This window comes from Bradyrhizobium erythrophlei (assembly GCF_900129425.1).
In the GTDB taxonomy this organism is placed as follows: domain Bacteria; phylum Pseudomonadota; class Alphaproteobacteria; order Rhizobiales; family Xanthobacteraceae; genus Bradyrhizobium; species Bradyrhizobium erythrophlei_C.
Genome location: NZ_LT670817.1, coordinates 8619727 through 8640050, shown reverse-complemented (window position 1 = coordinate 8640050; position 20324 = coordinate 8619727). Strand labels below are relative to the sequence as shown.

At 55.6% G+C, this 20324-nt stretch carries 22 protein-coding genes; 15 read left to right on the top strand and 7 right to left on the bottom strand.

Going from position 1 to position 20324, the window contains the following annotated elements; all coding sequences use genetic code 11:
* Window positions 1–266 precede the first annotated feature (266 nt).
* The 3 genes from B5527_RS41070 (at window position 267) to B5527_RS41060 (ending at window position 2739) form a co-directional block, all read left to right on the top strand.
* On the top strand, window positions 267–1235 hold the full coding sequence (locus B5527_RS41070; RefSeq protein WP_172842811.1) for an ABC transporter substrate-binding protein: 969 nt from the start codon (window positions 267–269) through the stop codon (window positions 1233–1235).
* Window positions 1236–1455: 220 nt separating this feature from the next.
* Window positions 1456–2436 (top strand): ABC transporter substrate-binding protein, encoded by a 981-nt coding sequence (locus B5527_RS41065; protein ID WP_079606578.1) that lies wholly within the window; start codon window positions 1456–1458, stop codon window positions 2434–2436.
* A 132-nt stretch (window positions 2437–2568) separates the two neighbouring features.
* Window positions 2569–2739 carry a hypothetical protein gene (locus B5527_RS41060; protein WP_245332438.1) on the top strand — a complete coding sequence of 57 codons (171 nt, stop codon included), beginning with the start codon at window positions 2569–2571 and terminating at the stop codon, window positions 2737–2739.
* Between the two features lie 157 nt (window positions 2740–2896).
* Here B5527_RS41060 and B5527_RS45625 read toward each other — a convergent pair whose 3' ends face one another.
* Both B5527_RS45625 and B5527_RS41055 read right to left on the bottom strand, forming a co-directional pair.
* Window positions 2897–3073 (bottom strand): hypothetical protein, encoded by a 177-nt coding sequence (locus tag B5527_RS45625; protein ID WP_172842810.1) that lies wholly within the window; start codon window positions 3071–3073, stop codon window positions 2897–2899.
* Between the two features lie 457 nt (window positions 3074–3530).
* Window positions 3531–3959 carry a hypothetical protein gene (locus B5527_RS41055; RefSeq protein ID WP_079606576.1) on the bottom strand — a complete coding sequence of 143 codons (429 nt, stop codon included), beginning with the start codon at window positions 3957–3959 and terminating at the stop codon, window positions 3531–3533.
* Between the two features lie 108 nt (window positions 3960–4067).
* On the opposite strand from B5527_RS41055, the gene B5527_RS41050 reads away from it, so the two are divergent.
* The 3 genes from B5527_RS41050 to B5527_RS41040 all read left to right on the top strand — a co-directional run bounded on the left by B5527_RS41050 (window position 4068) and on the right by B5527_RS41040 (window position 5746).
* Window positions 4068–4304, top strand: coding sequence for a helix-turn-helix domain-containing protein (locus B5527_RS41050; RefSeq protein WP_338065078.1), 237 nt, complete (start codon window positions 4068–4070; stop codon window positions 4302–4304).
* 290 nt (window positions 4305–4594) lie between these two features.
* Window positions 4595–5143, top strand: coding sequence for a hypothetical protein (locus B5527_RS41045; protein ID WP_079606575.1), 549 nt, complete (start codon window positions 4595–4597; stop codon window positions 5141–5143).
* A 162-nt stretch (window positions 5144–5305) separates the two neighbouring features.
* On the top strand, window positions 5306–5746 hold the full coding sequence (locus B5527_RS41040) for a helix-turn-helix domain-containing protein (RefSeq protein WP_079606574.1): 441 nt from the start codon (window positions 5306–5308) through the stop codon (window positions 5744–5746).
* A 75-nt stretch (window positions 5747–5821) separates the two neighbouring features.
* Here the strand turns inward: B5527_RS41040 and B5527_RS41035 are convergent, their stop codons facing one another.
* Window positions 5822–6250: a DUF6641 family protein gene (locus B5527_RS41035; RefSeq protein WP_079606573.1), complete on the bottom strand. Its 429-nt coding sequence runs from the start codon at window positions 6248–6250 to the stop codon at window positions 5822–5824.
* 313 nt (window positions 6251–6563) lie between these two features.
* Here B5527_RS41035 and B5527_RS41030 point away from each other — a divergent pair, with 313 nt between their 5' ends.
* Window positions 6564–9704, top strand: a complete 3141-nt coding sequence (locus B5527_RS41030) for an SIR2 family protein (RefSeq protein WP_079606572.1) — start codon at window positions 6564–6566, stop codon at window positions 9702–9704.
* Window positions 9705–9911: 207 nt separating this feature from the next.
* On the opposite strand, the gene B5527_RS45065 is transcribed toward B5527_RS41030, so the two are convergent.
* From B5527_RS45065 to B5527_RS41020, 3 genes are read right to left on the bottom strand one after another with little or no spacing between them, the layout of a single operon-like run.
* Window positions 9912–10322 (bottom strand): DUF6527 family protein, encoded by a 411-nt coding sequence (locus tag B5527_RS45065; protein WP_154072794.1) that lies wholly within the window; start codon window positions 10320–10322, stop codon window positions 9912–9914.
* Window positions 10319–11518, bottom strand: coding sequence for a ThiF family adenylyltransferase (locus tag B5527_RS41025; RefSeq protein ID WP_079606571.1), 1200 nt, complete (start codon window positions 11516–11518; stop codon window positions 10319–10321). The genes B5527_RS45065 and B5527_RS41025 overlap by 4 nt, the downstream gene beginning before the upstream one ends.
* Window positions 11493–11786 carry a multiubiquitin domain-containing protein gene (locus B5527_RS41020; RefSeq protein WP_172842809.1) on the bottom strand — a complete coding sequence of 98 codons (294 nt, stop codon included), beginning with the start codon at window positions 11784–11786 and terminating at the stop codon, window positions 11493–11495. Before B5527_RS41020 ends, B5527_RS41025 begins: the two co-directional genes overlap by 26 nt.
* Window positions 11787–11980: 194 nt before the next feature.
* On the opposite strand from B5527_RS41020, the gene B5527_RS41015 reads away from it, so the two are divergent.
* The 7 genes from B5527_RS41015 to B5527_RS40990 all read left to right on the top strand — a co-directional run bounded on the left by B5527_RS41015 (window position 11981) and on the right by B5527_RS40990 (window position 17257).
* Window positions 11981–12595, top strand: a complete 615-nt coding sequence (locus B5527_RS41015; protein WP_079606570.1) for a sigma-70 family RNA polymerase sigma factor — start codon at window positions 11981–11983, stop codon at window positions 12593–12595.
* On the top strand, window positions 12592–13017 hold the full coding sequence (locus B5527_RS41010; RefSeq protein WP_079606569.1) for a hypothetical protein: 426 nt from the start codon (window positions 12592–12594) through the stop codon (window positions 13015–13017). Before B5527_RS41015 ends, B5527_RS41010 begins: the two co-directional genes overlap by 4 nt.
* Window positions 13018–13021: 4 nt before the next feature.
* On the top strand, window positions 13022–13777 hold the full coding sequence (locus B5527_RS41005; protein WP_245332436.1) for an ImmA/IrrE family metallo-endopeptidase: 756 nt from the start codon (window positions 13022–13024) through the stop codon (window positions 13775–13777).
* Between the two features lie 183 nt (window positions 13778–13960).
* Window positions 13961–14542, top strand: coding sequence for a tyrosine-type recombinase/integrase (locus B5527_RS41000; protein ID WP_079607890.1), 582 nt, complete (start codon window positions 13961–13963; stop codon window positions 14540–14542).
* 132 nt (window positions 14543–14674) lie between these two features.
* Window positions 14675–15004, top strand: coding sequence for a hypothetical protein (locus B5527_RS40995; RefSeq protein WP_197689250.1), 330 nt, complete (start codon window positions 14675–14677; stop codon window positions 15002–15004).
* A 675-nt stretch (window positions 15005–15679) separates the two neighbouring features.
* Complete coding sequence (locus B5527_RS47265; protein WP_276329301.1) at window positions 15680–15811, top strand: hypothetical protein; 132 nt, start codon at window positions 15680–15682, stop codon at window positions 15809–15811.
* A 132-nt stretch (window positions 15812–15943) separates the two neighbouring features.
* Window positions 15944–17257, top strand: coding sequence for a hypothetical protein (locus B5527_RS40990; protein ID WP_079606566.1), 1314 nt, complete (start codon window positions 15944–15946; stop codon window positions 17255–17257).
* Window positions 17258–17381: 124 nt separating this feature from the next.
* On the opposite strand, the gene B5527_RS40985 is transcribed toward B5527_RS40990, so the two are convergent.
* Window positions 17382–19406, bottom strand: a complete 2025-nt coding sequence (locus tag B5527_RS40985; protein ID WP_172842808.1) for a DNA/RNA helicase domain-containing protein — start codon at window positions 19404–19406, stop codon at window positions 17382–17384.
* Between the two features lie 351 nt (window positions 19407–19757).
* Here B5527_RS40985 and B5527_RS40980 point away from each other — a divergent pair, with 351 nt between their 5' ends.
* Window positions 19758–20240, top strand: a complete 483-nt coding sequence (locus B5527_RS40980; protein ID WP_079606564.1) for a hypothetical protein — start codon at window positions 19758–19760, stop codon at window positions 20238–20240.
* Window positions 20241–20324 lie beyond the last annotated feature (84 nt).

The window sequence follows — 20324 nt, the reverse complement described above, 5'->3', positions numbered from 1 at the left end:
ATCTGGTTTGATTAAGAGCCGCCTTCGGGCGGCTTTTTGTTTGAGATAACTACAACCGTGATGTCCGAATCTGGCACCAAACGGACATGCCGACCCTATTGAGCGATGTCCGTTGTTGGGGCCAAAGCGGAAGACATCTGCTCGCAACGAGTATTTCGCCTTTTGACCCAAAGAGACATTTCTCGCCATTGCGGCAATCGTGTTTATGCTGGTTTAAAGTACTTGTTTGAGCCGTTAGGATGGCTTGTCTGAGGGTGAGGGCGAGCATGCGGCGGCGGGATTTTCTCGGTGTTTTGGGCGGCGCGGTGGCGTGGCCCGCTATGGCGCACGCGCAACAGCCGACCAAGACCGTCGGGGTCCTCGGCGCTGGCGGGGCGGCCGCGTGGGCTCCGATGATCGCGGCGTTCGAGCAACGCCTTCGCGAACTCGGCTGGATCAATGGAGGCAACGTCGCGATCGTCTACAGGTGGGCAGAAGGCAAGAGCGAAGGCTTCCGGGATATTGCTGCTGAGTTTGTCAAGCTGAAGGTTGACGTCATCCTTACGGCGGGAAGCGCTGTTCCGGTAGCTAAACAGGTGACTTCGACGATTCCGATCGTTTTTGCTGTTGCCGTAGATCCTGTCGCCAGTGGATTCGTCGAAAGCCTCGCCCGACCCGGTGGCAACGTCACGGGGCTTTCGCTTCAGTCGAGGGATATCGCGCCAAAGCGTATTGAAATTCTACGCGAGGCCATCCCGGGCCTTAGCCGCATCGCGGTGTTGGCTAATGCAGGGTATCCGCCCTCTACCCGAGAATCCGAGATCGTCCAGAAAGTTGCCGGCAAGGTTGGAATTGGGGTTAACGCTCTCAGGATCAACCGTGCCGTAGATATTGCACCTGCGATTGCGTCGCTCAATGGCGGCTCACAAGCGCTCTACGTGTGCACCGAGTCGCTCGTCGTTACCAATGCGGCCAATATCAACGCCTTGGCGCGTAGCGCTCACGTCGCGACTTTATGGGGTGCGCGCGAGTTTATACGCACGGATGGATTCATATCTTACGGCCCTAATGAGGTGGATCAATTCCGGCTCTCCGCTGATTATGTTGATAAGATCCTCAAGGGTGCAAAGCCAGCCGATCTTCCGGTGGCGCAGCCCACCAAAATCGACCTTGCAATCAACCTTAAGACCGCCAAAGCGCTGGGTCTCGTCATAGCAGAGTCGTTTCTCGTGCGTGCCGATGAGGTGATCGAATAGGACGCAATGCGGCGTAGCACGAGTCCGGTTGTGGCACGTTTCGGACGTCCCGATCCTTTCGACGAAGGTCGGCTATGAGGGGCAAAGCGGAAGTGACGGAGAGGTCGTCAACCCGACGCTTTTGACCCGATACGGACAGAGAACCCATTTTTTATCTGGCACAATTTGTTCATGGTGACGTTGATGAAAAAGAGAATCTGTCCATATCGGGAGTGAGCTTATGAAACGCCGTGAGTTCATGGGGCTGCTCGTCGTCTCGGCGGCAGTGCCAATCGTTGCGCGAGCGCAGCAGCAGCCGATGCCGGTGATTGGGTTCCTCCATGCCGGTTCGCCGGAGGCTAATGTCAAGCAAGTGGCGGCTTTCCGCAACGGTCTGAGCAAAGCCGGCTATGTCGACGGGCGCGAAGTGACAATCGAGTACCGCTGGGCGGAAAATCGCGACGATCGACTGCCCGAACTTGCAGCCGATCTGGTCCGCCGCAGGGTTGCGGTAATAGCGACGCCTGGCACGACGCAAGCAGCACTCGCGGCTAAGGCCGCGACCACGACGATTCCGATTGTCTTTAGCACTGGCGGCGACCCGATGGCGCTCGGCCTCGTCGTCAGCTTCAATCGGCCAGGCGGAAACGTCACCGGAATCGTCAATACGAGCGCTCGGCTTGCCGGAAAGCGGCTTGGGCTGCTGCGTGAGTTGGCACCTGAGACAAAGCGTTTTGCAGTGCTTGTCACTCACGATGGGCCGCTCACGCAAGCCACGTTGAAAGACCTGCATGCAGAAACCCCGCAGCTCGGGTTGCCGGTAGAAATCCTCTATGCTGATACCGCGGACGAGATCGAGGGTGCTGTGACGAAACTGTCGGCAGGTTCCGGCTCCGCATTAATGGTTGGTCCGGATGCGTTGTTCACCAATCTGCGCACACGAATCGTCACCCTTGCAGCGCAGCGTGCGGTACCAGCAGTCTACTCCGTGCGAGAGTTCGCTGAGGCGGGCGGGCTCTTGAGTTACGGGCCAAGCTTTTTAGATACTTATCAGCAGGTAGGCGAGTATGCTGGTCGCATCCTCAAAGGCGAAAAGCCGAGCGACCTGCCAGTCATGCAGGCGAGCAAGGTCGATCTGGTGGTCAACCTCAAAGCCGCGCGTGCGCTTGGCGTAGCTGTACCGGATAAGGTCCTCGCGATCGCTGATGAGGTGATCGATTAGGTCACTTCCCTTGTTGGCACGAAACGGACATCAGGACCCCGCTTGTGAATGCGTTCTTGAGCGTGAAGCAGACCTAATCCAGAGCTTGCCAACAGTCGATTTCAAAGGCTTAATTGTATGATGCGGTACACGATGGAAAAGTTACCGGGTCGCGACCTGTGGGCAGTTATTGATTCTGTCACGCACCGGCCTGCGTTGGTGAACGACGTGGAACAGATCGACCTTGATCTTGATGACGCCGACGACCTTACCGACCTGCTCAACAGGCTCGATCGAGAGGCTTCCGCTAGTAACAAACACTGATGCCAATGCCGGATAGACGAGTGGTCAATAACAATCAACCGCCCTTGTTTTACGCTGTTGTCGAGGTTCAAGCCCTTAAGCCTCATTGGATGCGCGGTGTTTGTAATTCGATTATAGCGCTGGTGTCGGGCTCTTCGTCGGCTCGCGGCCGTCATCGTCACGCGGCGAGCCAATGTCCCTTGTGAATATCGAACTTCACTACGCCGTCGTCGCGCATCTTCAATAGGAGCGATTGGCAGTCGTCCTGGTTCTTTATGTTAACCCGCTTCATGATCTCGAAAGTCTTTAGCGGCTTTTCGCGAAGGGCGGTCAGAATCTTTTCTCGATCAGTCATGAGGATACCCTACGTCCGGAGTCTCAGACATAGCGCCAAGATTGGGCCGAATAGCAAGGGGGCACGAAATTCTTCAGCGAACTTCGCGATCAATTCATGGCAAAACGACTACCGGAAGACCAGAAAAACATCAGTCCACGAGTTCATCGACTTCAAGATTTTGAATTGTGTGTCCCCTTCTTCCACCTTGCCCAGTTCTTGCCGTGCCCTTTCTCCGAAGAATGCGTTGGTTCGCCGCCAAACTCTTTCCTGAAAACTTCAGCGTCGGCCTCTTCAGCAAACATGAACACCTGATAGTACTCATGCTTCCAGGTGACGGAGTGACCGTGGCGAGAGAGGGAAAGTTCGCGCTCCCGGGGCAGAAGTCCCGGAGCTCGTGGTAGTTCTGCCCGATGCACTTGTCTTCGTGGAGCGATACCCAGAGATGCTCGAAAAGCCGCATTTTTTCCAGGTGAATTTATCGGCCGCGGTTCACTTCATCACCCTGCCACCGGAAGAACAGGAAGATCACGCCCAGGACGGCAAGCTGTTGCAGCATGCTGGTGCTGAAGGCTAGCATCGCTGATCGGGTCGCGTTGTAGTTATAGAAGATCGCGAATGCGAGTGCGACGACATAGAGGATGGCACCGGCTGCGATCGGCGCATGGAAGAGAGGCACGTTCGGGTCGTTCAACTGGCTAAAGGAGCTGAAGCACATGATGACCAGGGCGATCGGACAGGCGATGACGCTGGTCCAGGTCGAGCCCAGGCTCCAAAAATACACGTCCCGCTTGTGAAGGGCCATGACGGTCATGACGATCCAAAGAAGCACGAGCGCCGGCACCAAGACTGCGACGACCTCGAGTACAGTCGAGCCGTCCGCGCCGGCCCAGATATAGTCCAACATTCCAACCCCCTTGTTACTGACGCTGGACACACCCGTCGTCAGTTCACTAATACAGCTTGAGGCTTTAAAGCGGTGGGATAGTAAACCACAGGTTGGTTGGCTGGGTACATGAACCCACGCCAACTTTTGCGACCAATCTCCGGCGCATCCGGCATGAGCGGAATCTCTCAGGAACAACTGGCCCATGACGCCGGGGTGGATCGTGCGTATGTGAGCCGGGTAGAGCGGGCCGTGACCTACGTGGGGTTAGAGATCATCGGGAAGCTGGCCTCCATCCTCGAGGTCGATCCGGCTGAGTTATTCCAGCGACCCTCCAGGTCCGGCTCTCGCACGAAGGTTGGCTAGCTGGCCTGCCGGCCCGACCCATCACTTGAGACCGGCCGGCCCCGTATGTCCTTCCCCGGGATTTCAGTTTACCGCCAGCATCCTCAGGAGACTGGAGGCCCAGGGTGAACATCGACCGTCGGCAGCTATTAATAGGCGGGACTTGCGCCGCCATGGCCGGAACGTTCGGGGCCTTGGGTGCCTGTCCCCTCCCCTTCATCCCAGGCGAGGCTCGATGGCACCCGTTGACCCGATCCCTCCTCGAACGTGCCCGAATCACCGGCCGGGGCTGCCGTGCTCCCGACCGAGCCATGGTCGACCGGACCATCCGGCAGTTCGCCGACCGGTCGGGCTGCACCAAACCTCTTGTTATAAAATGGATGGACACCCCGACGGAGGCGTTCGACCACCTCAGCCGGTACGGCCTCGACGCGCTCCTCGACATGGGAACGGCGAGTTTCTGGCGTCGGGCTCAGCCCCCGGTACCGCGTGACGAGGAAACGTTCGACCGTGCCTTTGAAGCCCGGATGATGGCCAACGAACTCCTCGGCATTGATGAGAGCGACCGGACCCTGATGGCTCCGAAGCTGCTGGCGAAGTCCAAAGCGAAATCTGAGAATGCTTCCGACGAAGAGGTGTTCCGGGTCAGGGCGGTCTCGGCTCAGATCGGCTGGCTGGAAACATCCTTGGCCGAAGCCACGGCGCAGGCCATTTCAAACGTCGAGCTGCTCCTGCGCACCGGGGCGTCCGAAGGCTCGGTGGCGATAGATCATCAATTGAAGATCTTCGAGTCCTACGAGCACGGACTGCTGGCGACGTGGGAGACGCCGGAGGCGCTAATCTGTGTGATCCAGTTTTAAGCCGTGTTCATTGGACGGGCGGTTCGGCAGTGTCTGTTCCTGGGCAAGAGGGTATTCGCGTATCAAACGCCTCGGCGGCCTTTCCCCTATTGTCTCACAGGTTGAAATCCGCGAAATATGCCCGTTGGTTGATCCAGAAGCTCAGGGAAATGAGAGAAGACTATGGCAAAAAAAACCACACTGAAAATTATCAAGGAATCGAACGGCGGGCTCAAAAATCAGCGGTCAACTGGCAAGCACGATTTTGAACTGGGGATGCGTATTCGGTTGCGCCGGATGGAGATGAAAATTTCTCAATCGGAACTTGCCGACAAGCTCGGCGTCAGCTTTCAACAGGTGCAGAAGTACGAGAAAGGCGTCAACCGGGTGGGCGCTGCTCGCCTGCAGCAGGTCGCCACGGCGCTCGATGTGCCAGTGACGTTTTTCTTTGACGATGATGGACTTGGAAAGCGCGCAAGCGATGGCAAGCGTGAGGTCGAGAGCTTGCTGTTTATCGACAGCGCATTCAGCCTGCGACTGTTACGGGCTTATGCCTCTGTGAAAAGCCAAGCGGTGCAACGCCAGTTTGTCTCACTTATCGAAAGCATTGCAGCCGACGAATGATTCAGCAGCTTACTCCTCCGTCTAACCACGAACGTGGCAACCGGGCGACGATCCCTCATCGCCCGGCTCTGATTATCAAGCAGCCTTCTTCGCCTTCCCGATCGTTCCGGTCTTGGCGGCCTGGTTGAACAGCTCGTCCAACTCCCCTGCCCGGACGGCCGCGATCAGGGTGTCGATCACCGCCGGCAGCTTTTCCTTGGACGGGACGACGATGCCGGCCTTGCCCTTCTCGAACTCGATGGGCTTGGCCCCGAACTTGATGGACATTACGACCTGACCGGACGGGTCCGTCTTCCACCAGGGCCGGACGGCATATTGCTTATTGGTGGCCTGCCGCTCCCCGTTGACCTTGGTCCATCGCTGGACGGTCCGGACGTGGCTGGGGTCCTTCAGGAGCAGCTTCTGCTCTTCCAGTTTTGCGACGAACTTGACCCGACGCAGTTGGACCGGATCGTTCGCGGCCTTGGGGAGCGCGGTGAATGAGAGTGACTTGAGGACTGGCATTTGGGTTCTCCATTGTTGGATAAAACCTCGCCGATCCTAATCACGTGCATGACACTGTACACAGTCCGAGCGAATTATTGGTCGAAACATAAGGATGCTCGCAACGATCATTCACGACCGCGATGCTTCTAGCGTGATCGGCCGGTGGTGTACCGATTCGCAGCCTTCCCTCCGTACCTATCGAGCAAGCCGCCCGGCTTCACTAACCGCCGACCGAAACTCTGTTCAAAACCGGAGGGGGTCTTTGCAGGTGAACAGGCTATCAGGTAACAGTCAAAGGTAGTCCTGTCCCTCATTTAGCAACCGGAGCCGCATGTCCGACCAAGTTGAGCAGCCGTTGGTTGAGGCGATAGCCGGCGGTCGCGCGGTGCTTTTCCTGGGAGCTGGCGCCTCTCGCGGCGCAACGAAGCCTGACGGAACCAGGATACCGCTCGCCGATGATCTGAAGAAAGTTATCGCAAAAGAGCTGTTAGGGCCGGGGTATGACGGCTTCGATTTTGCTCAAGTTTGTGATTTCGCGGCTTCTATGCGCAGCGGCCGGGAACTGCAGCAGTTGATTCATCACGAGCTGATAGGTTTCGACCCGTCTCCTTTCCACAAGTTGATACCAACCTTTGTTTGGGGAGGGATCGTCACGACAAATTACGATCTGATTATCGAAGACGCATACAAAGCGGTCGGGTCTCCTGCTCAAACTCTGGTCGTCAACCGTAAAGACGGGGATGGTGCGGCGGAGCGGCTTGGTGAGCGAGGCGTGCTATATGTGAAGATTCACGGCTGCATTACGCAATATCAAGATATGAAGCCGCCGCTTGTTGCAAGCACCGAGCAAGTCCTCAATCACCGCGAAGGGCGAAGCGGTCAAATAGCACAATTTCTCGAATGGGCCCGGACAAAGACACTCATCTTCGCTGGCTACGGCATGTCAGACCATAACTTTCGGTCTATTTTTGATGAAATTCGACGCGAAGGCGACGCACACCCAATTCACTATCTCGTGCGTCCAGGCATACTTCAAGCTGAAGAAAACTACTGGAGAGATCGCCGCGTAAAATGCATAAATTTAGACTTTGAGAATTTCCTCAAACAGATTGACACAAAGATCAACTCTGCAATCAGACCGCTTGCTCAGATTGCGGCAGCGCAATCAAACACGACGTTCACGCGCTTCATCTCTCGCGCCCATGTCCGGGAAACGCTCTCTCTCGTTCGGTATCTCGGAGCACAATGCAAACACGTTTCTACTGAAACACCTTCCGGAATCGGCACAGCAGCAAAATTCTACAAGGGTTTTGAGCTGGACTGGTACCCCGTTGCAACGTCCTTGGACGTTTCTCGCCGCTTGACGCGCGACATATTCGACGAGTTCATTGTTAGCACGCAAAAAATATCTTCTCCTCGCTTTGCCGCAGTGAAAGGTCACGCAGGAAGCGGCAAAAGCATCATATTGCGACGGCTAGCGTGGGATGCCGCTCACAGCTCCGACCGGTTAGTATTTTGGGTTGGAAGCGGGGAGGATCTGGATCGAGACGCATTTGAAGAAATAGCAGGCCTTACAAACCAAACAATTTACATTTTCGTAGATGACTTGGCTTCTGACGCCAACGCGTTCTCTCGCTTCTACATTCACGCCCAGCGTCAAAAGTGGCCGATTGTTGTGATCGGTAGCGTACGGGTAAACGAATGGAATATGCGCTGTGAAGAACTTGAGTCGCTAACAGATGAGGAGTTCGAGCTTGGATACCTGAGTGAGTTCGAGATCGAAGGTTTGCTTCGCCTGCTTGCCATCCACGACTGCCTCGGGCATTTGCAAAAACTCTCATCCGAAGAGCAGAAAAAAAAGCTAAAAGAGCTTTGGGGTCGTCAGTTGTTAGTCGCTCTACACGAGGCGACGGAAAACGCGGAATTCCGAGAGATACTTGCCGATGAATATAAAAAACTCTTTCCAGTAGATGCGCGCCTTCTGTATCTCGATATCTGCTCTCTACATAGGTTCGGGCCGCCCGTGAGAGCCGGGCTGATCTCTCGCGTGCACGGCATCAACTTCGAGCAGTTCAACGAGAAGTTTTTCAAGCCGCTTGAGCAGGTTATACACCTCACCCGCGATGCCAAATCCCAGGATTGGGTGTACCGCGCCCGCCACCCCGTTATTGCGAACTTAGTTTATGAAGTCGCATTGCCGACCACCCAAGAGCGGTTCGACAACCTCATTCGTATTTTAAGCAAGTTGAACCGCTCCTATTCATATGACCGCGAGGTTCTAGCCGAACTGATTCGTGGATCACGACTATCGGAACTATTCAAAGATCGGAGAATGGGCAGCTCCATCTACGACGCCGCCGAAAAGATATTCGGCGAAGATAGCCATATATTCCACCAGCGAGGCATTTACGAAATGCGCCTCGCCGGCGACGTAAGTGCTCTCGATCGGGCAAACCGGTATCTGGAAGATGCGCTCGAGCTTTCGCCGGGGAATCCGACTATCAAGCATTCGCTTGCTGAAATTGCTTTGAGGTATTCATCCGTCTCCTCGAACGAGGTGGAGAAGGCGTCTTGGATCAGAAATGCAGAGTCGCAGGCAAATGCACTCATAAAAAATACAAGAACGTCCCACCCACATCACACACTGGCGAAAGCAGCTATCGCCGGAGCGCGGGATGCCATTGAGAGAGCAGAAAAAGACGACAACGCTCTTACTCAAGAGGGCGTGGCTCAAGCCCTAAAGAATGCCGAGGATGTCCTGCGTTCTGGCCTGCAGAAATTTCCCAATGACGATCGCCTCCTCAACGAAGAGGCTACGCTCGGTGAGATACTCAAGAACGCGACGCGAGCGCTAAGTGCTCTCCGAAAAGCGTCCGACGCCAATCCGCGTAGCGAATTGATCGCAAGGCGCTATTCTCGGACCCTCCGTGCCAAAGGCCAAACCTCGGAAGCCATTAATGTTCTTCGGAAGACCTTGGACCTTAATCAGGGAAGTCAGTTTCTGCATTTCGAATTGGCCCGAGCATTGATGGAAGAGGCCCCCGACGCTGACATAATGCAGCGCGACACTATACTTTACCATCTTCAGCGATCGGTCGCGCCCGGTGATAGAAACAATGAGGCGAGGTTCTGGCTTGCACGGCATCTTTGTATCTGTGGCAAGGCTGAGGTTGCTAATACGCTTTTCGAAGACTTAAAGAAGCTCCCAGTTCCGTTCCGACAAAAACAAGGCATTCGTGGAATTGTAAAGTCAGCTTCAGGAGATCCAGTCGAGTACTATGGCCAAGTCTATTCAAAGCGACCCGGCTTTGGCTTTCTGCGCGGAGATCAGGACGGGCTCGAGACTTTCTTCAGTCCCGATCAAGCCAACGGTGCTTTTGAAACGATCGAGGATGGTCAAAGAGTAAGATATCACCTGGGGTTTACTCTGAGAGGCCCCACCGCGCTCGACGTACAGCCCATAGACCAATAATTTCTGTCCGCGCGTGGACTTGAGCTCCGTATACCGGTGCGTCAGATGACTGATGATGGAATTACTCTTCTATCATCAGTTCCAGGCTTTGGGCGACCCTGCTTGGGAGCGCAGCGGCTGCACTGCGCGGAATGCGAGCTAAATCGAGAACTTTCCCGACCGTCGAGCCCGCTCTACGTTATCAAGAGCGAGCCGCAAATTAGATCGTCAATTCGATTTTTTAAATGGCCATTCCAGAATGCGGCGCCACAATTTTTTCCACCACGGCCAAGCCACCTTGGCAAAATAGGCGGCCTTGACTGCTTCATCATGCATCCTGCCAGTGGCGATCTGAGCGGGCGTCATCGCCGCAGCCCATACAACTCTATTGTTCCTAATCCAATAGTGAGCTTGGCAAGGATGATTCCAGTTACCTATTGAGGGTTCGAGAGATACTGCACCATTGACTTCTGTTAGCTTGTATTCCGTCTCGCGCAAGGGCGTCACAATTTTTATTCCGCAACCACAGCAGCAGCGGTGGCTCGCCGTTCGAAATCTTCTGGAAACGTATAGAATCCCGTCGTCAAGTTCTTTCGGGATAAATTCGACCTGCTCCGCACGAAGAAAGGACTGTTTCACAGTCTGTCCTCTTTCGTTAACCCGTGAGTCGCTATCGTGTACAGTGAGTGATGCTCGCGCATCGTATCCGCGTAGAAGCCACGAAGTTTCTTCCACTTCATCACAGCCATTGAGGCATTAAGCATATTCAGGTCCGCTACCTGGATGTTGCGGTAAATGTCATCATCCGGGACCTTACCAAACGATATTACCTCCGGCATATGCGAATGGCATTCTGGTGTAGCGACGGTGAACCGCGAAATGCCGCGAAGCGCGCCGTCTTTATCAAAGGCAATGTCGATACCAACATCAATGAAGGGTACGCCGAGCCCGATCAGTCCCTCAAGGATAGTCTTTCGCGCCTCGGGATCGTCGATCGCGACAAATACGAAACTAAACTCCTTGAAGATAGGAATGTGCTCGGCCAAAACATGATGGGGATGCCGGATTATGCCAGTGTGCATCCGATCATAGATCGCATAAAAATGATCCACTTTCTTTGGCTTTGTTAGTTCGTCTTTGCTCGGTGCGCCGGGTGCTCTAAACGCATTATGAAGATCGAACACGTCACCGTCAAAGATGTGGATCTCGTTTATCGGGCTCTTCGCTAGGAGATCGAGAATGTAAGACCCGGTGCCACCGAGACCTATGATAGCTACCCTATCGGATAATAATTTCTCCGTGGCTGCTCCGATGCCCGCTCGAGTAGTCGCCATATCGGGGTATCGAAAAGTTCGCTTCTGAGCTTCGACAACCACTGGGATGGGCTTTTGGCCACGCGGGTCGCATTTGGGATCGATTAGCTGAGCTTCATGCCAGATGAGTCTTACATACGTCCAAATCTTCTCGTGGAGGTCGCTATAGTCGGCCTTGTCTCCGCGTTTTCTGGAAAACGCGACGGTTGTCTCTATCCCGTCGCCTTTGCCCTCCTTGGCGTTGTGCGAGATCATCTCCTGCATTAGCCGACCATTGGCGTCGCACGGTGGCTCGCCAATCCACCAGCACTGGTGGTTGGAGCAAGGGATTCTGGTCTTTCCCTCCGCATCGAGCTCAAGGGGGCAATAAAGGCTGCCAAGGACCACCTCCCTTTGTGAGGTGACGGCAGGGATGCCCTCGATCAGGAGGTGGTTTGCTGATCCTTGGATGATCCGGAGGCGGAAACCTTCCGCCTCCAGTCGTTCAAGATCTGGGCTACGACTTGTCAGTGTTGCGGACATCGAATTCCATATCCTTGACTACGTCGATTGAGTGTCCCGGACGGAGGGACCCTTCCTGTCCGTCCGGTTTGGTCCATGAGACGCTATAGCGAACGTCTCCACCGGTAGGACCGGTGGGAAAAGCCAGCGCAACAACCTCCTCGTAGGTAATGCGATGGTGGTGCCACTCGTCAGCGACACCATTCACTGCGATTTTGATCGTAAACTCGCGGCGTTCGCCGCCATGGTCATTTTCATGGTTCAGGTGTTCCACAGCATTTTCCTTCATTTTCGCCGCGACTGGCGCAACTGCGCGCGTTCTTCGATGTAATTCATTGTTCTCACATCGCTTTTCTAATAGCATGCTTCGGTTGTAGCTCGATGACCGGTGCCCCTATTGGTGTATGCCCACCAGACCGGCGTTTCGGACTCGATTATTTTTGTCCGAAAGGATTCTCTGCCCGGCATGCGAAGTATGAAGCCATGGACGACGTGACCGAGCCGCCCATCACGGATCTGGCCCTGCCCGATGCGGATTACCTTGACTATGACGAGGTGATCGCAGCGATCGACGCCTTGTCAGCCCTGGACCGGGCTCGACTTGACCGGTTGGAGCTGCGCCATCTGGGCGGCACCGACTACGTAGAAGGCGACCTCCTGCATGAAGCCGTCTGCTCGGCTATCCTTGAAGACAAAAAATGCCCTCGCACCACGCCGTTCATCGCCTTTCTTGCCCAATCGATGCGGAACATCGCGGGTAGGCAGCGAAAAAAACTTCGTCGGCAGGTTCCGATAGACGGCGGCGCAACTCGGGATGATGACAGTGATGACTTCGATATCGAGGACGATTCGCCAGGCGCAGAAGTGCAGATCATCCGCGCCGAAAACGATAAGCGTGCGGCCGAGGTCTGGGCCACGCTCGAACCGCACTATCGGGGCGACGAAGAGATGCAGCTGATGCTGCTCGGCTGGGAAGAAAGCATGAGAGGCAAGGAACTTCGCGAGTTTGTCGGAGTGACTCAGGAACGGTTGGATTACATCGCCAAACGGGTCCGGCGGATCGCGGCCAAACACTATCCGAAAGGGTGGCCGTTATGAGCAAGAAGCCGAGCAACGCTGATCGACTGTCGAAGATCGACCAGGCGATCGACGAGAGCATTATCCATGCCAGCGAGAAGGACCTTCGCGAGGATTTCGCTGAACAGGGCCACGATTTCGACAAAGCTGTCGCGCTCGTCGGATCGACGATCGAAAGAGCGAAGGTTACCGCCGCAAAGATAAAGTTCGAACGGGCGAAGCGCGAGATGAAGGCGTTCCGCGACCAGCGCAACGTCCGTTCGTTGGATTTGGCGAGGGCTCGAAGCCGATTCGACAGCATGAAGACAGGGAACGCCACCGACACTATGATGGCCGCGCGGAAAGGCGGCAATCTGTCGGAGAGCGACGAGGATGGCGTCGTGGACGACATCGCCCAACTCGAGGCGCTCGAAAACGAGGCCCCCGACGAAGGAGAAGAGTGAGACCGTGTCGCCGGCGGAACGCACGCTGATGGATCTCGGCATCACAGAACCGAAGGACATCGATCTCGACACGATCGCATGGACCCGAGGGGCCATCGTCAACTATCGGCCCATCGACAGATGCGAGGCCACCATCGTCGGCTCGATGCGCCGTGCAGTCATTTCCATCAACAGCCGCAGCATGCCGGAACGAAGGCGATTTTCCTTGGCCCACGAACTAGGTCATTGGCACCATCACCGCGGTCGCGTTCTCTTCTGCGGCAAGAACGATGTCTGCAATTTTGCGAATGATGCCCTGAACCCAGAACGTCAGGCAGACGGCTTCGCGTCAGATCTCATTCTGCCGACCTACATGGTCGATCCCCGCCTCCGGAAGATGAAAAGACTGACGTTATCGGCAGCGCGTGAGTTGGCGGACGAGTTCTGCACCAGTCTGACGGCGACGCTCTTCAAGATGACGGTGCTAAATCGCTTCCCGATGATGATCGTATGCCACAATAGGGAAAGGCGCCGCTGGTTCGAACCGTCGAAGATGATTCAGCCGTGGTGGCGTCCTGTCAAAACCCTGGACCGTCAGACGTTCGCGGCCGACATGCTCTTCAATGGTGCGGCAGAACAAAATTTCCCACGGAAAATGCCGGCCGATGCCTGGTTTGACTTCAAGGGATGCGACCGCTTCGAGGTTGAGGAGCAGTCATTCCTTCTTCCAAACGAGGAAGTCATGACAATTCTAAAGCTGCCTGACGAAGCTATCGCGTGACCCGCTAGCGCGCTTCACTAGCATAATCGCACTGAACACTGATGATAGAATTACCATTCTATCACCAGTCCTTCCAAGTCCCTGAACGGCGTCGATAAATTTCTGGTCGGCATGTACGACCATTCCTGACTGATTACAGTCCTGCGTCCTGCTGCCGGTAAATAACCGGTCATGGAGGACGTTATGGCATTAGGGAAACAAGCGAAGACGTTGAGCAAGGGCCAGGTCGAGGCCGCCCTGGGTTACTTGGCTAAGACCCGTCGGCCAGCGAGAAATCGGCTGATCTTCCTGCTCTCAGCCAAAGCCGGTCTCAGGGCCAAGGAAATCGCCCGGCTGACTTGGTGGATGACGAACGACTCCCAGGGTGAGATAGCGCCGGCCATCTGCCTTCAGGATTCTGCTAGCAAGGGCAAGTCCGGCCGTGTCATTCCCTTGAGCGACGAGGTCAGGAACGCCCTGATCGAGTATCGGCGAACCGTTCCGCATGCGGGCCCCTTCGTGATCAGCACCGAACGCTCCCTGCAGACCTCGCCCCAAGCGATCGTGAACATGTTTCAGCGATGGTACCGTCACGTCGGTTTCGTCGGCTGTTCGAGCCATAGCGGGAGGCGCACTTTCATCACCAATGCAGCCAGGAAGATCTCGACGGTTGGGGGGTCGCTCCGTGATGTTCAGGTGTTAGCGGGACACACGAACCTGCGGACGACGCAGCGTTACATAGAGCCCAACGCGGAAGCGCAGGTGCGCATCGTGGAGTTGGTATAGATGTGTCGCCGAAACATAATCGGTTCTGGTCAGTTTCTTCCCCGGATCAAACGCCTCATAGTGCCCACTGCTTCGAGGCTTCCAGATGCTTGAAGCCATAGCGCCCACACCGTCGTCAAAGGGTTGATGAGCGTGACAGACACCAACTTCCAGATAGATTTTAACGCTCCGGCCGTGCTCAGAAAATGGCCGTCGATTAAGAACGAGCGCGTTAGTTCGTCCCTCGGCGCGAGTCCCTACCTCGTAGCGGAGGGGACGCTGGATGAGTGCATGCGGCAATTCATGGCGAAGCCGATCAACCAGCATCACCTTTACGAAATCCACACCGCTCCGCAATCCGATGTGGTCAGCGCGATCCTTTCAGCTAAGCACATCGTTGAAGGCTCGGTTGCGAGATTCCCTCTGATGGTCAAGGATTTGGAACGGAGATGCCAAAATATAATCAGCTCCGAGGCATCTTGACCCTTGAACCTCAATAAATACCCCGAAATCTCAGTATCGGCGCGAGATCAGAAGCGTCCCGTAACCTCCTAGGTGTGAGGCACTGCGGAAACCCCGGTGGCCTGAGACACCGGTCGGAGCGTCCGGGTCACCCTGACCTGACGCCATTCCTGGAAATGAACGACCGAAGTCGGGCACGGTCGCTAAACCAAGCCCGACGAGAGACGGAAAAGCTGTATACCGTCGAAGGGTGGCATGATCGTCGGATCGGTCTTGCTGCCAACTTTGCGCAGATAAGCAGAGCGGAAACGGGGCTCACCGCACTGCCGGTCCCGACCACGCCGTGGTTCCTCTGATCCGATGTATCCCGAGGCCGTTAGACGCACGATTTCTGGATCCGCTTCGCCTGAAAGGGCGAAGTGTATCACTCAACCGTTTCCGCACACGTTGACAGCTGCGTTAACGGTGTCCCGTTTCCGAACTGAAACTGATACGGGTTGGAAAAACCTGACAACGCCCGAAGGGCGCTCACCCGAACGAAGTGAGGGTGAGAATTAGGGTTGAAAATTTATAAATTGAGCGCGATCAAACCGTTTACCAACTCGCTCCAGGATTTGAAAACCTCATTTCCTAAGCTGACGGAAAGAGACCCGTGCCAAGATTCCCCTCAACAAGATCAGGAAGGGGAACGGGTCAATGTCTATCGTTCGAGCCATCGTGGTAATCGTCCTGTCTGCCTACGCGGGATCCGTAGTCGGCGGCCTTCAATTTACCGACCCGGTCAAGGCCGGCACGGAGCTAAGCCAATCTGGCATCGAGCACCGTTGATCCGATCCGAGCTTTAACAAGCACACGCATTATCTAGACACGTTAAAATGCTAGGCTTTTAGCCAGCAATCTTTTGAAATGTCGGAGATATGAAGGGCTTTTCCGAGAACGGTTGTGCGGGGGCTCCTCTGGATGCGTAGTTTTGGTTACATTTTATTTGCATTATTCTTCTCGATCTTCAGCATTCCCATAGCTGGGGCCACAGATTCATTGGTCATGCCGGCGAAAGGCGACACGTGCAGGCCCACCCGGATGGACGCTGATCACGCGGCCGAGGAAAGCGAGTGGCGATGCCCCGGGCCAAGCGGTTTCAGCTTGAAATACTACGACTCCACCACACAGGGTGGAATTGTCATTGGCTTTCACGGCAAGGACTTGCCTAGCGACGGCATGACGTGGGCACCCGCAAATTCGGGAATCAGCAGTCGAGTAGAATGGCGTCTCCTGGACGGAATGCCCGTTGCTGCCATTGTTGGTCGCTGGCGACTGGCGGATGAACAGAACGGGTCGAACGACTCTGCCGTCGAGGAGTTGTTGGTAATCAAGGTCACACCGACGGGTGCCTGCGCCATCGCGGTCATCGGCGGTTTATCACCTCAGGCGATGGATGTTGCGCGTGAGCATGCTGAGCTCAACGGACCCAGCTTCAGGTGCAAAATCGATCGACCGTTCACCAACACGAATCCGGTTTCGGACGCCGTCAGGACACTGGACGGTCGCTTCTCAACCCGGGAGACCTTGGAGCATAATGGGTCAATTGTCGAACTGCAGGAATCTCGCGCCGGCGCAATCGAAATCCGGTACAGGGAGCCACGAACGGCTCTCGCCATGGAACCGGGGACCCTACTCTTTCGCGGCGCCGAGCACGACGGTCAAGTCAAAGGCGAGGCCTTTGTTTTCAAGGCCGGATGCCAACCTGCGAGTTATGAAGTATCGAGCCGCCGAGAGAATGGCCTTCTATTCCTTGAGGGTGCCGCACCGCGACGCGGCATTGGCTGCTCATTGGCCGGCCTGTCGAAATCGTCAAGGCATTCGCGTTTGGTTTTTGAGCACGAGCCGGTCACGACCGCGGCAACGGCGGCAGGAGTGGACTCGCTGCCGATAGAGCGGGGCTATTACGTCCGGAGCGACAGTCCCTGTCAGCAGGCGTCGAACGCCACAATAATGTTCTACGATGGCATTTCGTTCGGGACGGCACACGTCGAGTGCCGAAATCACTCAATCCAAAAACTGGCCGATGGTTCGCACCAAATCGCCGAACAATGCAGAGATACGCAGGTAGACGGTGGCCCGTGGACGGCTTTAACCGCAAGCTATGCTGTCGTGAGTCGAACCGAATATATTGGGACAACTCCGTTCGAGAAGGCCTCCTATAGGTACTGCAAGCAGGCTGATCTACCCGGGCCCTGGGGGACAAACGACCTTCGCTCACTCGGCGTCAAATAGAGTCCATCTGCTGGATTCGAACTACTATAGTCCAGCGCGGTATGTGAACCCACGCCGTAGGAAGGCAACGTTGGCCATGGCGCTCACCGACAGATGAGAGCATGTTCACCCGATGAGCCCTCGATCAATTCGAATCATCTGCGCCTGATATTGGTTTCACTCCACATTCAACGAGGTAATTCGCGAGTTCATCCATCTCCGCTACAGATCTCGTCCGATCGTGCTCGTCACCGAGTGGCACCCATATGACCATCCCCTCTCGTGCTCGGGTCAGAAGGACGCGGTACTTGTTGATGATGTATTGACGGTCTCGACTTTTCCTTACGGCATTCCAACTCGTTCCACGAAAGGTGCGCGGGCTCAACTCTTTCTCAGCAAGGGTGAGGTCCCATCCCCAGCAGACCGCCACCCGGTCGAGTTCGAGGCCTTGGCACTCAAACTCAGTTGCCGCCGTCTCTAGGGCGAATGAAGACCTGAGGTCACCCTTCGGCGCCGTGAACCATTCGGCATAGTCCAGCTCCTTCCTAAAGCCGGCGGACACCTCGATGCCGTAAGGTCGAAGACGTGAACAACCTGAACTCGCGACGAGGCCGAAGCGTCGAGATCCCAGTGTTGTTGCGCGAAGCCATCGGCGCGCTTCGTCAAGCTGCCGAACCAAAACAACAGGAAACTCTTCATGATCTGCATGGAGACGTGCCTCCACCGGTTTTCCCCTAAGGACGGCATCAACCCATGCAGCGTATGCTGAAGCGCGGTGACTGCGAACCGAAATGTTGAGATGCATGCTGGACGACGTCTCGGCGTCTACCTTCACAGGATCCGCACGACCAAGTTCAAGGGCGCTCGGGCTGCAAATGAGTCTCCAGTGCGGATAATCCTTGTTCCGGGCTGCTATCCACTCTCCAACGCCGGCCTCGCCATCATGGATCTCCTGCCCACTCCCGCACAGGGCTATCACGACGGCGCCTTCTACATGGCGATCCATTACGGCAAGGATTTGTGACGGTTCAGAGGCCTGATCGAGTTGGGGTGCCAGTTCGGACACGACGCCGAAGCTCCTTTGTCGGCCCGCCATCTTCTGCATCTTTGCCGCGTCCCAGGCACGCTGCGCTTCATCGAAGATTATGATGTTTTCCGAAGTTGGAGATTGGCTCTTCTGCGCTTCCGCAAGGTAGGCGTGAACGCTGTGTAAAAGCGATTCCGCATGACGCTGCGCAAGGGCTTTGGTGCAACCCTGTCTATCTTTGTAGTCCGCGGCCAACGCCGCCTTGAGGACTCTGAGTAGAGGACCGTTTCCCGATAGAAAGACGCTTCGCCAACCCGTCCGTAAACTATCAGGACTGTGAGCGATACGAAGGCCTGTTAGCGTCTTACCCGCTCCCGGCACGCCCGTAAGGAGGCAGAGCGTCTTCTGGTTCCCATCGCGAGACTCCTCAATGATGCGCTGTATCGCCTCGATGGACCGATCGATCGTTCCTCGGTCGGCTAGCGCGGCTTCGATATCTTCTGCGCCATGCTTATTGAACAAGCTGACCGTGGTCTCGATTATTCCTGGGATAGGACGGTAAGAACTCGAACACCAATGTTCATGGGAGATCGAACCATCAGGGCTCTTGGGGTCCTCAGACGCGAGTTGCAGCAACAGAGCCGAAAGGTCTGACCCACCGGCGCAATGGATGTCGCTTATCAGAGTCTCGTTGGATGCGGGCAGCAAATGACTCGATAGCGCCTCCGTTGAACAGACGATCGGGACAATCTTCTTTCCTTGACTTTGCGCATGGTAATAGGCCAGGTCGAGGCAGTAGTCCGAAACTTGAGCGATAGCCTCGCTTGTGGCGGACGAGCTTCCCGCTTTGAACTCGATTACTGCGACGGTGTTGCAGAACAGAAATGCAGCATCAAGACGCTTCTCCCTGCGCGGTATCCTGTATTCGAGAACCACCCCGACGCCGGAATGTCTATGATCGGCGGCTATAAGCTGTTCGCAAGCCGACTTCATGAGTCGAATGGCTTCTCCCCAAGACCATCCTTGTTTGTGGGAGAATTGACTGAATCCAGATACGGCATCGCTCCGAACAAGCCGTGCAAAGATTAAGTCCTCTGGTGCGTTCAAAAACTCCTCAGCCGTGTAGCTCGCATAGGCAACCATCCTGAATCCGCACCCCGATCTTGACTTCCAGATGTTATTCGTCTGAACCAATCTGAGCCGGGTTGCAATTGCGCCTACTAAAATTGTTTGTGAGGTGCCGGCCGCCAATTGTCGGGTTGATGAAAAGAACTTGGCTCGGGTGGTTCTCTCGTGGTCGAAAATACTAGCGACGCACGGGGGGTGTTTCAGCAGAAAATTTGATGACGCTGTTCTCACTAAACTCAAACCGGTTCTGATCCAACCTGCCGCGAAACAACTCATGCCGGAGGGACCGTCGCTCGCCAGCATTCGCTCGACATCCGTCAGATTGTGCCGAATGATACAAGGCCCTGCACAGGAGTTCACCGGCGAATGGCGACGAACCATAAGACTTATCTGCTCGATTTCCTGGACGAGATGAGGCCGCTTCCTGGCGAGGCCCTACGTCGAATCGAGCCAATCGAGTTCAGCCAGATCGTCGCTGAAATTGAGCAGTCACCCGATAACGCTCGGATCATCGAGTTGTTTGAGCGCGCCGGTTCGGACTACCGGGACCTGCGGGCATGGCTGGCGATGATCGGGCTTTTCGCCGATCAGCTTCTGATAGAGAAAACCGGGGGTAAGCCAAAGACATGGGACCGACCGTCGGCCGCAATTCTTCGGCGCGACTTTACGTCTTGCGCCCGGCGAAATCCTAGCAGGAGCGGCATGCTCATCGTTGAGAAGATGAAAGAAATCCATCCCAAAAGATACGCTGCTCCGGCCGTCACCATTCTTCGTTGGCTTGAACTGTCCGAGATCAGCATCAAGCAAGTGAACAAAGGCATAAGCGCACAGTCGCGCAGCCTGAAATAGGACAAACCCGGTGATGGGTACCGCTTAGGCGTATCCTCGCGAGGAGTTCCGCCTAACTTTTCGAAGGTCCAGGGTCCCCCAGCG

Bases quoted from the DNA above. Each gene is read 5' to 3' on its own strand.
- B5527_RS41070 (WP_172842811.1), top strand. From the start codon at position 267: ATGCGGCGGCGGGATTTTCTCGGTGTTTTGGGCGGCGCGGTGGCGTGG.
- B5527_RS41065 (WP_079606578.1), top strand. From the start codon at position 1,456: ATGAAACGCCGTGAGTTCATGGGGCTGCTCGTCGTCTCGGCGGCAGTG.
- B5527_RS41060 (WP_245332438.1), top strand. From the start codon at position 2,569: ATGGAAAAGTTACCGGGTCGCGACCTGTGGGCAGTTATTGATTCTGTC.
- B5527_RS45625 (WP_172842810.1), bottom strand. From the start codon at position 3,073: ATGACTGATCGAGAAAAGATTCTGACCGCCCTTCGCGAAAAGCCGCTA.
- B5527_RS41055 (WP_079606576.1), bottom strand. From the start codon at position 3,959: ATGTTGGACTATATCTGGGCCGGCGCGGACGGCTCGACTGTACTCGAG.
- B5527_RS41050 (WP_338065078.1), top strand. From the start codon at position 4,068: ATGAACCCACGCCAACTTTTGCGACCAATCTCCGGCGCATCCGGCATG.
- B5527_RS41045 (WP_079606575.1), top strand. From the start codon at position 4,595: ATGGTCGACCGGACCATCCGGCAGTTCGCCGACCGGTCGGGCTGCACC.
- B5527_RS41040 (WP_079606574.1), top strand. From the start codon at position 5,306: ATGGCAAAAAAAACCACACTGAAAATTATCAAGGAATCGAACGGCGGG.
- B5527_RS41035 (WP_079606573.1), bottom strand. From the start codon at position 6,250: ATGCCAGTCCTCAAGTCACTCTCATTCACCGCGCTCCCCAAGGCCGCG.
- B5527_RS41030 (WP_079606572.1), top strand. From the start codon at position 6,564: ATGTCCGACCAAGTTGAGCAGCCGTTGGTTGAGGCGATAGCCGGCGGT.
- B5527_RS41025 (WP_079606571.1), bottom strand. From the start codon at position 11,518: ATGTCCGCAACACTGACAAGTCGTAGCCCAGATCTTGAACGACTGGAG.
- B5527_RS41020 (WP_172842809.1), bottom strand. From the start codon at position 11,786: ATGAAGGAAAATGCTGTGGAACACCTGAACCATGAAAATGACCATGGC.
- B5527_RS41015 (WP_079606570.1), top strand. From the start codon at position 11,981: ATGGACGACGTGACCGAGCCGCCCATCACGGATCTGGCCCTGCCCGAT.
- B5527_RS41010 (WP_079606569.1), top strand. From the start codon at position 12,592: ATGAGCAAGAAGCCGAGCAACGCTGATCGACTGTCGAAGATCGACCAG.
- B5527_RS41000 (WP_079607890.1), top strand. From the start codon at position 13,961: ATGGCATTAGGGAAACAAGCGAAGACGTTGAGCAAGGGCCAGGTCGAG.
- B5527_RS47265 (WP_276329301.1), top strand. From the start codon at position 15,680: ATGTCTATCGTTCGAGCCATCGTGGTAATCGTCCTGTCTGCCTACGCG.
- B5527_RS40990 (WP_079606566.1), top strand. From the start codon at position 15,944: ATGCGTAGTTTTGGTTACATTTTATTTGCATTATTCTTCTCGATCTTC.
- B5527_RS40985 (WP_172842808.1), bottom strand. From the start codon at position 19,406: ATGGTTGCCTATGCGAGCTACACGGCTGAGGAGTTTTTGAACGCACCA.
- B5527_RS40980 (WP_079606564.1), top strand. From the start codon at position 19,758: ATGGCGACGAACCATAAGACTTATCTGCTCGATTTCCTGGACGAGATG.